Origin of the sequence: Streptomyces sp. SID5643 (assembly GCF_009872555.1) — a bacterium.
In the GTDB taxonomy this organism is placed as follows: Bacteria; Actinomycetota; Actinomycetes; order Streptomycetales; family Streptomycetaceae; genus Streptomyces; species Streptomyces iakyrus.
Genome location: NZ_WWIC01000360.1, coordinates 1 through 12,205 on the forward strand (window position 1 = coordinate 1; position 12,205 = coordinate 12,205).

Sequence of the window (12,205 nt, forward strand, 5' to 3'; positions counted from 1 at the left end):
CCGAGCCGGCCCCGGCCGCTCCTGCTCCCGCCCCGGCTCCGGCCCAGGCCCCCGCTCCGGCCGCCGCCAAGCCGGCCGACGACGGCGCCTACGTCACCCCGCTGGTGCGCAAGCTCGCCTCCGAGAACGGCGTCGACCTGGCCGGCGTCAAGGGCACCGGCGTCGGCGGCCGGATCCGCAAGCAGGACGTCATCGCCGCCGCCGAGGCCGCGAAGGCCGCCACCGCCGCCCCGGCTCCGGCCGCGGCAGCTCCGGCGACCGGCAAGAAGGCCCCGGCGCTGGAGGCGTCCCCGCTGCGCGGCCAGACCGTCAAGATGCCGCGGATCCGCAAGGTCATCGGCGACAACATGGTCAAGGCCCTGCACGAGCAGGCCCAGCTGTCCTCGGTCGTCGAGGTCGACGTCACGCGCCTGATGAAGCTGCGCGCCCGTGCCAAGGACGCGTTCGCGTCGCGTGAGGGCGTCAAGCTCTCCCCGATGCCGTTCTTCGTCAAGGCCGCGGCCCAGGCGCTGAAGGCGCACGCGCCGATCAACGCCAAGATCAACGAGGCCGAGGGGACCATCACCTACTTCGACACCGAGAACGTCGGTATCGCGGTGGACTCCGAGAAGGGCCTGATGACCCCGGTCATCAAGAACGCCGGTGACCTCAACCTCGCCGGTATCGCCAAGGCCACGGCCGACCTGGCGGGCAAGGTCCGCGCCAACAAGATCACTCCGGACGAGCTGTCCGGCGCGACCTTCACCATCTCCAACACCGGGTCGCGCGGCGCGCTCTTCGACACGATCATCGTGCCGCCGGGCCAGGTCGCGATCCTCGGCATCGGCGCGACGGTCAAGCGCCCCGCCGTCATCGAGACGGAGGAGGGCACGGTCATCGGCGTCCGCGACATGACGTACCTGACCCTGTCCTACGACCACCGCCTGGTGGACGGCGCCGACGCCGCCCGTTACCTGACGGCGGTCAAGGCCATCCTGGAGGCGGGCGAGTTCGAGGTCGAGCTCGGCCTCTGATCTCCAACGCCGGTACGGCTGTACGGTGCCCCCGCCCGGATATCTCTGGGCGGGGGCACTTGCTTGGGGCGCGGGGCTGTGACATGTGCGGCTCCGCCGCGTGGGCGCGAACAACCACACACAACCGTCAGCCGAACGCCAAGCCACACGCCCCGTGTAAGTCTCGTCTCACCTGCACCAAGACACCCCTACCTGCCTCACCCGCGGAGCGAACCGGCCGTATTGTCTAAACGTCAATCCCGACCGAGGAGCCCTCATGACCGCGCCCGTCATCCACTCGCTCCGCGAGCAGATCCGCGAGCACATCCTGGAGGGGATCATCAGCGGACGCTGGCAGCCGGGCGAGCGGATCGTCGAGCGCCGGATCGCCACCGAGCTGGAGGTCAGCCAGACGCCGGTCCGTGAGGCCCTGCGCGAGCTGGAGTCGCTGCGCCTGATCGAGTCCGCTCCGAACAAGGGCGTGCGCGTGCGGAATCTGACGGCCGCCGACCTGGAGGAGAGCTACCCGGTCCGGGCCGGTCTGGAGGCCATCGCCGCCGAGCTGGCCGCGCAGGGTCTCGCGGAGGACTGCTCGGCTCTGGAGCCCCACGTCAGCGCCCTGTACGAGGCCGACCGCGTCTCCGACGGCACGGCCCAGGTCCGCCACACCGTCGCCTTCCACCGCGAACTCGTGCGCGCCGCGGGCAATTCCGTCCTGCTGCACACCTGGGAAGGCCTCGGCATCGAGGTGTTCACGGCCCTGTCGATCCGCTGGCTGGGCACCCAGCAGCAGTCGTACGCGGAGGAGCACGAGGAGCTCGTCGCCGCGTTCAAGCGCCGCGATCCGCGCATCGCCGAACTCGTGAAGGCCCATGTGCTGGGCTGCGCGCCCCGGGCGTGACACCCGAGCACACCCTCGCTCATACGCCTCCGACCTGCGAAAACCGTTCATCGACCCGTCACCGCGTGCCACTGCCGAAGGCACCCCGTGCCTACTTTCTCGTGATCAAGAGGTTTTGCCCCTCAACCCTTTGATCGATCATCGATCAGCGGGTTACAGTCGCCGACGGGCTTCCACCAGAGCCTCACGCCCTGTCCTGCCAAAGACAAAGGGCACCCCCGATCCCCTTACGTGAGGGAACCCCCTTCGACTGAGGAAGGCGGCGACATGACCGACCCCAACGCCATCCAGCCGAGCGAGCTCGACCAGCTCCCCGACCGGGACCCGGAGGAGACCGCCGAATGGCAGGCCTCCCTGGACGCGGTCACCAAGGCTGCCGGGCCGCACCGTGCCGCATACCTGATGCGCCGCACGCTGGAGCGCGCCGAGGGCGCCGGCATCGCGCTGCCGAAGCTCCTCGAAACCGACTACGTCAACTCCATCCCCACCTCCGCCGAGCCGGCCGTGCCCGGTGACGAGGCGATGGAGCAGCGGATCACCGCGTGGAACCGCTGGAACGCGGCCGCCATGGTGACCCGGGGCAGCAAGTACGGCGTGGGCGGCCACATCGCCACCTTCGCCTCCGCCGCCTGGCTGTACGAGACGGGCTTCAACCACTTCTTCAAGGGCAAAGAGGCCGACGGCTCCGGCGACCAGCTCTACATCCAGGGCCACGCCTCCCCCGGCATCTACGCCCGCGCGTTCCTCGACGGCCGGCTGAACGAGGAGCAGCTCGACAACTTCCGCCGGGAGGCGGCCGGCAACGGCCTGCCCTCCTACCCGCACCCGCGCCGGCTGCCCTGGCTGTGGGAGTTCCCGACGGTCTCCATGGGCCTCGGCCCGCTGTCCGCGATCTACCAGGCCCGCTTCAACCGCTACCTGGCCAACCGCGGCATCAAGGACACCGCCGGTTCGCACGTGTGGGCGTTCCTCGGCGACGGCGAGATGGACGAGCCCGAGTCGACGGCGGCCCTGGCGCTGGCGGCGCGTGAGGAACTCGACAACCTCACGTTCGTCATCAACTGCAACCTCCAGCGCCTCGACGGTCCGGTCCGCGCCAACTTCAAGATCGTGCAGGAGCTGGAGGCCCAGTTCCGCGGCGCCGGCTGGAACGTCGTCAAGACGCTGTGGGGCACGGCCTGGGACGAGCTGTTCCGGCTGGACACCACGGGCGCCCTCGTACGCCGTCTGCGCCAGGTACCGGACGCGCAGATCCAGACGTACCAGACGCGCGACGCGGCCTACATCCGCCAGGACTTCTTCGGCGCCGACCCGGCGCTCGTGGAGATGGCGAAGCTGCTGAGCGACGACAAGATCCTGGAGTGCTTCCACCTCTCGCGCGGTGGTCACGAGGCCCGCAAGGTCTTCGCCGCGTACAAGGCGGCCGTCGAGCACAAGGGCGCGCCGACGGTGATCCTGGCCCAGACGGTCAAGGGCCACACCCTCGGCGAGGGCTTCGCGTCGAAGAACGCCAACCACCAGATGAAGAAGCTCTCGGTGGACGAGTTCAAGAACATGCGCGACCTGCTGGAGCTGCCGATCTCCGACAGCGCCTTCGTCGACGGCGTGGTGCCCTACGGCCACCCGGGCGCCGACTCCCCCGAGGTCCGCTACCTCCAGGAGCGGCGTGCCGCCCTCGGCGGTCCGGCCCCGGCCCGCCGCGTGCACCCGGTCGCGCCGCTGCCCGCCCCGGCGGACAAGGCGTTCACGTCCTTCGACAAGGGCTCCGGCTCGCAGAACGTGGCCACCACCATGGCGTTCGTCCGCCTGGTGAAGGACCTGGTCCGCGACAAGGAGACCGGCAAGCGCTGGGTGCCGATCGTCCCGGACGAGGCCCGCACCTTCGGCATGGAGTCGCTGTTCCCCTCGCTCGGCATCTACTCGCCGAAGGGCCAGACGTACGAGCCGGTCGACCGCGACCAGCTGATGTACTACAAGGAGGCCGAGAACGGCCAGATCCTCAACGAGGGGATCACCGAGGCCGGTTCGATGGCCGACTTCATCGCCGCTTCGACGTCGTACGCGACGCACGGCGAGGCGATGATCCCGTTCTACATCTTCTACTCGATGTTCGGCTGGCAGCGCACGGCCGACCAGATGTGGCAGCTCGGCGACCAGCTCGGCCGCGGCTTCCTCGTCGGCGCCACGGCCGGCCGCACCACGCTCACCGGTGAGGGCCTCCAGCACGCCGACGGCCACTCCCCCGTCATCGCCGCGACCAACCCGGCGGCCCTGACGTACGACCCGGCGTTCGCCTATGAGGTCGCGACGATCGTCAAGGACGGTCTGCGCCGGATGTACGGCGAGGCCGCCCCGGGTGAGGACCAGAACGTCTTCTACTACCTGACGGTCTACAACGAGCCGCTCCCGCAGCCCGCGAAGCCGTCCGTCGACGGTGTCGACGAGGGCATCGTCAAGGGCCTGTACCGCTTCAACACGGCGGAGTCCGCGGGCATCACGCCCCCGGCCAACGCCCCGCGCATCCAGCTGCTCGGCTCCGGTACGGCGATCCACTGGGCGCTGAAGGCGCAAGCGATGCTCGCCGAGGAGTGGGGCGTCGCGGCCGACGTGTGGTCGGCGACGTCCTGGAGCGAGCTGCGCCGGGACGCCCTGGAGGCGGACGAGGCCGGCTTGCGCGGCGAGGAGCGGGTGCCGTTCGTGCGGCAGGCGCTCCAGGGGGCCGAGGGTCCGGTGCTGGCGGTCTCCGACTACATGCGCCAGGTCCCGGACCAGATCGCGCAGTGGGTCGAGCAGGACTGGTCCTCGCTGGGCGCCGACGGCTTCGGCCTGTCGGACACCCGTGAGGCGGCCCGCCGCCACTTCGGTGTCGACGCCGAGTCGATCGTCGTCGCGGCCCTGGCCCAGCTCGCGCGGCGCGGCGAGGTCAAGGCGGCGTCCGTGAAGGAAGCGCGCGACAAGTACGGCCTGTAGGGACCGGCACCGTCGACGGCAGGCCCCCGCTGTGGCGGGGGCCTGCTGCATGATGTGGCCATGCGTGCTGCCCGGCTGATCAAGATGGTGCTGCTGCTCCAGTCCCGGCCCTCCATGACCGCCGCCGAACTCGCCCGTGAGCTGGAGGTGTCGGAGCGGACGGTCACCCGGGACGCCCAGGCGCTGTCGGAGGCGGGTGTGCCGGTGTACGCGGACCGGGGGCGGGCCGGTGGCTACCGGCTGATCGGCGGGTACCGGACGCGGCTGACCGGTCTGCACCGCGGTGAGGCCGAGGCGTTGTTCCTGTCCGGGGTGCCGGGGGCGCTGCGGGAGATGGGCCTGGAGGACGCGGCCTCGGCGGCCCGGCTGAAGGTGTCGGCGGCGCTGCTGCCGTCCCTCCGGGACGCGTCCAGGTCGGCCGCCCAGCGGTTCCACCTGGACGCGCCGAGCTGGTTCAAGGAGCCGAAGACGCCGGCCCTGCTGCCCGCCGTCGCCGACGCGGTGTGGGACGACCGGCGGATCGGCGCCCGCTACCGGCGCGGGGAGGACGAGGTCGTCCGGGAGCTGGAGCCGTACGGGCTCGTGCTGAAGGCGGGCGTCTGGTACCTGTGCGCGCGGGTGGCCCGGGGCGGGTCCTTCCGGGTGTACCGGATCGACCGGTTCACGGCGGTGGACGCGGACGGTGAGCGCTTCGAACGGGAGCCGGACTTCGACCTGCCCGCCTTCTGGGAGGAGCGTTCGGAGCAGTTCGCGAGGTCCATCCTGAAGACGCGGGTCGTGGTGCGGCTGTCCCCCGACGGCGTGCGGGCGCTGCCGTACGCCCTGGACGCGCTGACCGCCCGGGAGGCCCTGGCGGAAGCGGGCTGCCCGGACGAGGGCGGCTGGGTGACCGTGGACCTGCCGGTGGAGTCCGAGGAGGTCGCGCACACCCAGCTGGCGGCGCTGGGCCCGGAGGCGGAGGTGCTGGAGCCGGCGGGTCTGCGCGAGCGGTTCGCCGCCGACGCGGAGCGGCTGGCCCGGCTCTACCGGCCCGGGCGCGGCGCATAACGATCCCGCGCACTCCGGGTGCGCCGCTGTGCGCCAGGGCCGATGCTTGACCCGTGATGGACGAGACGGAGTTCTGGGAGCTGGTGGACGACGCCCGGGAGGCCGCCGAAGGCGACCCGGAGGAGCAGGCCGACCTGCTCGTGGACCGGCTCGCCCAGCTGGACCCGGACTCGGTCCTGGACTTCGCCCGCCACTTCGAGTCCCGTTACAACCGCGCCTACCGCTGGGACCTGTGGGGCGCCGCCTGGGTGCTGCTCGACGGGGCGAGTGACGACGCCTTCGACTTCTTCCGGTGCTGGCTGATCGGCCAGGGGCGCGAGGTGTTCGAGGGCGCCGTGCACGACCCGGACGCGCTCGCCGGCCTGCTGGACGACTTCGACGAGGAGCTCGACGGCGACGGCGAGGAGCTCGGTTACGCGGCGGACGAGGCCTACGAGCAGCTCACCGGGGTGGTCGCGCCCGACCTGGAGATCGCGCCCGCGCCCCCGGAGCCGGAGGGCACGCCGATCGACTTCGAGAACGAGGCGCTGCTCGCCGAGCGCTACCCCCGGCTGTGGGAGCGTTTCAGAGGCTGATCAAGGGGCCCGGCGGCGGCCGGTGCCGGACGGAAGGCACGTAGGGATGCCCCGACTTCGGTCGGATGGCCGTGGGGACGACCGTGGCGGCCGGGATCTCAGGACGCTGCGCGTTCGCTGTGGCCGCGCTGTGGACCCTCCGGCCGGCCCTGGAGACGGGCCGCGAGCTGTCTGATCTCGGGCAGGCGGGCGTGCAGGGCGGCGCCCGGGCAGCTGGTCATGTAGCCGTCGTTGTGGCCGGCGAGGGCGGGCAGCCGGGCGGTGGAGCCGGCCGCGTAGCGGCTCAGGCCGTTGCTGGAGACGAGGCGGACGTCCGCGCGCGGGTCGGTGCCGGTCAGGCCCAGTTTCCAGGCGGACAGCGCGGCGATCGCGCGGATCATGGGCTGCGGGACGGGCATGCCGTCGGTGAAGGTGCCGAGGGCGGCGATGCCCGAGGTGCGGTGGTTGAAGCCCTGGGTATGGGCGCCGGTGACGGCGCGCTCCACTCCCCCGGCCCGGCCCTCGTAGATGGTGCCGCAGCGGTCGACGACGAAGTTGTAACCGATGTCGTCCCAGTCGCGGGTGCCGGTCTGGCCGGTGTAGAGGTCCCGGAGGATGCGGGGTGCGTCGGCGCAGTCGTAGCCGTTGGGCGAGTCGGTGTGGTGGACGAACACCGCGAGGACCCGGTCGTCGTAGCGCGGGCGGGGCTGTGCGCGGGCGGCGGCGCCCAGCCAGTACGCCCTCGGCACGACGGGCGGGCGCGGGGCGCTGTAGGGCGTCGCTTCGGAGCGGGGCGGTGCGGTGCGGGAGCCGGTCTCGGCGGCGTTCTCGACGCCGTGGGCGCACAGGACCAGCGCCACGACGGCGGCGACGCCCGGCAGGCAGCCGAGCAGGACCCGTGCCGCGCGCGGCAGACCGGCTGTGCCGGGTGTCCCGTCGGCGGAGTGCCTGCGTGTGCCCCGCCGTCTTCGGAAGACACGCATGGTCCCACTGTCGGCCCGATCCCGTCCGTCCGCGATGTGTGATGTGCCACCCGGTGGAACCATCGTCACGGTCCGCGACGTTTTTCCGCATGCACGCCCGCGTGGCCGGTTCCGGTCATCGCGTGCGCGCGTGACTGATCACCGGGCCCTCCCCCCGCGTATTAAGGGGTTCCGAGAGAAAGGCGGCGTGCGTGGACCTGCTCGACATCCTGCTGTTGCTGGTCGTTCTGGCCTACGCGGCGTCCGGGTACCGGCGCGGGCTGGTGGCCGGCTGTGTGTCGCTGGCGGGCTTCGTGGGCGGTGCGGTCGTCGGCGTGTGGGTCCTGCCGTGGGTGATGGACCTGGTGGAGCCGGGGACGACGCGGGCGACGCTGGCGGCGGTGTTCACGGTGCTGCTCCCGGCGGTCGTGGGGCACGAGCTGGCGGGGCGCCTGGCGCTGCGGCTGCGGCGGGAGCTGGACCGGGGGCCGCTCAGAGTGGCGGACGGGATCGGCGGGGCGGTGGCCAACGCGGTGGCGGTGCTGATCGTGGCGTGGGTGGCCGCCAGCGTCCTGGGCGCCTCCTCGTCGCCGCTGGTCACCTCGGCCATCCGGGACTCACGCCTGCTCGGCGCCGTGCAGCGGACGATGCCGGACACGACACCGGCCTGGTTCTCGGAGGCCACGTCCGCCTTGACGCAGGCGGGCTTCCCGCAGGTCTTCAACCCCTTCGAGAACGAGTCGACGGCCGAGGTCGCCAAGCCCACCGGCGACAGTGTCACGGCCGCCGCGACCGGCGCCGCCAAGCGGAGCACGGTGAAGGTCGAGGGCGTGGCGGGCACGCAGGGCCGTGAGGGCAGCGGGTTCGTCTACGCGCGCGAGCGTGTGATGACCAACGCCCACGTGGTGGCGGGCATCGACGAGCCGACGGTGCAGATCGGCGGGGTCGGGCGGACGTACGAGGCGCGGGTGGTGCTCTTCGACCCGCAGAAGGACGTGGCCGTGCTGTACGTGCCGGGTCTGAAGGCGCCCGTGCTGCGCTTCGACGACGACGCCGGGCGGGGCGACTCGGCGGTGGTCGCGGGCTATCCGGAGGACGGCGACCTGAACCTCCAGGCGGCGACGGTCGCGAACCGGGTGCGGGCGACGGGCCAGAACATCTACAACGACGGGACGGCCACCCGGGAGATCTACTCGATCCGCTCCACCGTCCGCCCGGGCAACTCCGGCGGCCCGCTGCTCACCACGGACGGCCGGGTGTTCGGCGTGGTCTTCGCCCGCTCCACCACGGACGCCGAGACGGGCTACGTCCTGACGGCGGACGAGGTCGCCTCCGACGCGCGCGACGCCGCTGCCGCGACGGCCCCGGTGGACACGGGCGAGCTGGCCGCGTCGTAGCTCCCCTTCACAGGAAGCGCCCCATGAAGACGTCGTCGACGTACACCCCGTCCAGCAGGAACTCCTCGGGCAGGATGCCCTCGACCACGAACCCCTCGGCCTCGTAGAGCGCCCGGGCCGCGGTGTTGTGCCCGAGGACCCGCAGGGTGATGCGGCGTGCGCCGCGCCGGCGGGACGTGTCGACGGCGGCCCGGACCAGCGCCCGGCCGACCCCACGGCCGCGCGCCTCCTCGGCGACGGCGAGGCCCTGGATCTGGCGGACGTGCCGGTTCGAGTCGAGCGGGGTGGGGAAACCGAGGTGGACATAGCCCGCGAGACGGCCGTCGAGTTCGGCGACGAGGCAGTTCTCGGGGGTGTGCCGCTCGCTGAAGAAGGGAGCGTAGGGCGGCTGGGGCTCGGGCGTCACCGCGTGCAGGTGCGACCAGGTGAGCCGGTCGAGCAGGGCCAGCTCGGCGTCGTCGTCGGGCCGTGCGGTGCGGAGGTGCGGTGCGGGGAGCTCGGGCATGGGCGTCACCCTACGGCGAGCGGATCAAGGCCTTGCACGGGTTTTACGGAGCCGCGCGGCAGGATGGGTTCATGGAGCGTTCAAGAATCGCGGTGGCGGGTGCGTCCGGTCTCATCGGCAGTGCTCTGGCGCGGTCCCTGACCGCCGACGGGCACGAGGTGCGCCGTCTGGTGCGCGGCACGCCGCGGGCGGCCGGGGAGATCCGCTGGGACCCCGAGGGCGGGCGGGTGGACGCGGCCGGGTTCGCCGGGTGCCACGCGGTGGTCAATCTGGCGGGGGCCGGCGTCGGCGACCGGCGCTGGACGGACGCCTACAAGCAGCGGATCCGCGACAGCCGTGTGAAGGGCACGGCGGCTCTCGCCGGGGCGGTGGCCTCGCTGGACGCGAAGGAACGGCCGCGGGTCTTCGTCAACGGCAGCGCCATCGGCTACTACGGCGAGACCGGTGAGCGCACGGCCGACGAGAGCACGCCCGCGGGAGAGGGTTTCCTGCCCGAGCTGTGCGTGGAGTGGGAGGGGGCCACGGCTCCGGCCCAGGAGGCCGGTGTCCGCACGGTGGTCACCCGGACCGGTCTGGTCGTGTCCCGGGAGGGCGGCGCCTGGGCCCGGCTGTTCCCGCTGTTCCGGGCGGGGGCGGGCGGGCGGATGGGCGACGGGAGCCAGTACTGGTCGTTCATCGCGCTGCACGACGAGGTCGCCGCGATCCGGCATCTGATCGACACCGACGGCCTGTCCGGGCCGTTCAACGTCACCGCCCCGAACCCCGTGACGAACCGTGAGATCACGGCGGCGATGGGGCGGGTGCTGCACCGCCCGACGCTGTTCCCGGTGCCCGCGGCCGTCCTGCGGACGGTGCTCGGCGAGATGGCCGGGGACGTCCTCGGCAGCGTCCGGGTGCTGCCGACGCGGCTGCTGGAGTCGGGCTTCCGGTTCGCCTTCCCGGAGATCGAGGGAGCGATCCGGGCGGCGTTGTGACGGCGGCGGCCCAGGCGGCTGCTCGGGGCGGCTGTCAAGGGGGCCTTTCGTCATGAGCGCGCGCCCCGGAGGGGCATCGTGAAAGGCCCTCTCAGGCCGGGCGGCTCCCCGGGCTGCGGGGCCGGGCCCCCGGCGGCGCCTTGGGGTGCGGGCCGACGGCGACAGCGGCACGGCCCGGCCGTTCGTCCGGGATCCGACCGTCCGTCCGGGATCCGACCGGCCTTTCCGGGACAGCCCGTTCGCGCCGCACAGCAGCCTCCTGCGACCACTTCATGCCCACGAGGCGTCCGTATGCGACCGCCGTGCGACCGTGCCCTGCCGATGCGCGACTCCCGGTGACCGATCACGGGCCTACCCTCGACCAGAACTCGCGTATCCCTGCGGCCTGTTGAGGGCATGACGTCTCCAGCGCCCGCGCAACCTCGAGGAGGGGCACGTGCTTGAGCCCGCGTACCAGGCGGACGTGGTCGTCGTGGGGGCCGGGGTCGCCGGACTCTCGGCCGCGCACCGGCTGACCAGCGCAGGAGTGACCACCATGGTCCTGGAGGCCGCCCATGGGGTCGGCGGCCGCATGGCGACGGAGAAGGTCGACGGCTTCCGGCTCGACCGGATCGGCCAGTTGCTGTCCACGGCGTATCCGGAACTACGGCTGACGCCCGGTCTGGACGGGCTGGTGCTGCGGCCCTTCACGCCCGGCGTCCTGCTGCACGGCGACGGACGCCATCACCGCGCCGGTGTCCAGCCGGGCGCAGGGGGCGCACGGGGCGCACTGCACGCGGTACGCGCGCTGGCGAGTGCCCCCCGGCCGCCGTCCGCACCGAGGCCGCCCAGGAGGCCGGTGGCCGTGCCCGGCCGGCAGGTCTCCGCCCCCCGGAGCCGGTCCGGCGCCCCGCTCGGCACGGCCGTCGACCAGGCCCGGCTGGGTGCCGCCCTGTCCCGCCTGGCAGGAACCCCGGCCGAACGACTGCTGTCCCGCCCGGAGTTGCCCGCCGGTGAGGCCCTGGCGGCACGCGGGCTGCCCGCCCGTACGATCGACGGTTTCCTGCGTCCGCTGCTCGCCGCGCTGCTGTGCGACCCGGGTCTGACGACGTCCAGCCGGTGCGCGGACCTCGCGCTGCGCGCCTTCGCCCGGGGCCGGCTGTGTCTGCCGGAGGGCGGCGCAGACGCCCTGCCGGATCTGCTGGCGCGCACGCTGCCGCCGGGCACGGTGCACACGGGCGTCCGCGTCACCTCCGTGTCGACGACCTCGGTGACCACCGCTGAGCACGGTGAGATCCGGTGCCGGGCGGTCCTGGTGGCGGCGGGCGCGCGGGCCGCGGCCGAGTTGCTGCCCGGCTTGCGGGTGCCGGAGTTCCATCCGGTGACGGTGGTGCACCACACCACGGACGAGCCGCCGGGGACGGGGGCGTCGCTGCTGCTCGACGCGGATCTGGGCGGGCCGGTCGCGCACACGGCGGTGGTCAGTCTCGTCGATCCGACCCGGGCTCCGGCCGGTCGGGCGCTGGTGTCGTCGACGGTACTGGGACGGCCGCCGGGCGGTGTCGACACGGCGGTGCGGATGCATCTGGCGCGGTTGTACGGGGTGTCGACGGCGCGGTGGGAGACGCTGGCCGTGCACACGACGCCGGAGGCGGTGCCCGCGATGCGGCCGCCGCATGATCTGCGGCGGCCGGTGCGGTTGATCGCCGGGCTGTATGTGTGCGGGGATCACCGGGACACCAGTACGGTCCAGGGTGCCTTGCACTCCGGGCATCGGGCGTCGGCGGCGATCCTGGCGGACTTGGGGGCGGGGCGGTCGATGCATGTTGCCGACCCCGTGCCGACTGTTTCGAGGGCTGCGTAGGTGATCTCTCGGGTGCGGTTGCGCTGTGGCTTGTCGCGCCCACGCGGCGGAGCCGCACAT

Annotated in this window: 10 protein-coding genes; 8 read left to right on the forward strand and 2 right to left on the reverse strand. The window is 72.7% G+C overall.

The annotated features are described in order from the left end of the window. The 5 genes from sucB to GTY56_RS38430 form a co-directional block, all read left to right on the forward strand. On the forward strand, positions 1–1,013 hold a 1,013-nt coding region (gene sucB, locus GTY56_RS38410), incomplete at its 5' end, for a 2-oxoglutarate dehydrogenase, E2 component, dihydrolipoamide succinyltransferase (protein ID WP_161369885.1). Between the two features lie 256 nt (positions 1,014–1,269). Next, positions 1,270–1,893: a GntR family transcriptional regulator gene (locus GTY56_RS38415; protein WP_033312601.1), complete on the forward strand. Its 624-nt coding sequence runs from the start codon at positions 1,270–1,272 to the stop codon at positions 1,891–1,893. 267 nt (positions 1,894–2,160) lie between these two features. After that, positions 2,161–4,863 (forward strand): pyruvate dehydrogenase (acetyl-transferring), homodimeric type, encoded by a 2,703-nt coding sequence (gene aceE / locus GTY56_RS38420; RefSeq protein WP_161369886.1) that lies wholly within the window; start codon positions 2,161–2,163, stop codon positions 4,861–4,863. Positions 4,864–4,923: 60 nt separating this feature from the next. Further along, the gene (locus GTY56_RS38425) at positions 4,924–5,910 is read left to right on the forward strand and encodes a helix-turn-helix transcriptional regulator (protein ID WP_161369887.1); all 987 of its coding nucleotides are present in this window, start codon (positions 4,924–4,926) and stop codon (positions 5,908–5,910) included. A 53-nt stretch (positions 5,911–5,963) separates the two neighbouring features. Further along, positions 5,964–6,485 (forward strand): DUF4240 domain-containing protein, encoded by a 522-nt coding sequence (locus GTY56_RS38430; RefSeq protein ID WP_346345677.1) that lies wholly within the window; start codon positions 5,964–5,966, stop codon positions 6,483–6,485. A 98-nt stretch (positions 6,486–6,583) separates the two neighbouring features. Here GTY56_RS38430 and GTY56_RS38435 read toward each other — a convergent pair whose 3' ends face one another. Beyond that, on the reverse strand, positions 6,584–7,447 hold the full coding sequence (locus GTY56_RS38435) for a peptidoglycan recognition protein family protein (RefSeq protein WP_237525228.1): 864 nt from the start codon (positions 7,445–7,447) through the stop codon (positions 6,584–6,586). Between the two features lie 191 nt (positions 7,448–7,638). Between GTY56_RS38435 and GTY56_RS38440 the strand changes: the two genes are divergently transcribed. Beyond that, positions 7,639–8,823, forward strand: coding sequence for a MarP family serine protease (locus GTY56_RS38440; protein WP_161369888.1), 1,185 nt, complete (start codon positions 7,639–7,641; stop codon positions 8,821–8,823). A 7-nt stretch (positions 8,824–8,830) separates the two neighbouring features. Here the strand turns inward: GTY56_RS38440 and GTY56_RS38445 are convergent, their stop codons facing one another. After that, complete coding sequence (locus GTY56_RS38445; protein ID WP_161369889.1) at positions 8,831–9,328, reverse strand: GNAT family N-acetyltransferase; 498 nt, start codon at positions 9,326–9,328, stop codon at positions 8,831–8,833. Positions 9,329–9,399: 71 nt separating this feature from the next. On the opposite strand from GTY56_RS38445, the gene GTY56_RS38450 reads away from it, so the two are divergent. Together GTY56_RS38450 and GTY56_RS38455 are read left to right on the forward strand one after the other, a co-directional pair. Beyond that, positions 9,400–10,302 (forward strand): TIGR01777 family oxidoreductase, encoded by a 903-nt coding sequence (locus GTY56_RS38450; protein WP_202511314.1) that lies wholly within the window; start codon positions 9,400–9,402, stop codon positions 10,300–10,302. A 436-nt stretch (positions 10,303–10,738) separates the two neighbouring features. Further along, complete coding sequence (locus tag GTY56_RS38455; protein WP_161369890.1) at positions 10,739–12,145, forward strand: FAD-dependent oxidoreductase; 1,407 nt, start codon at positions 10,739–10,741, stop codon at positions 12,143–12,145. The last annotated feature ends 60 nt before the right edge of the window (positions 12,146–12,205 follow it).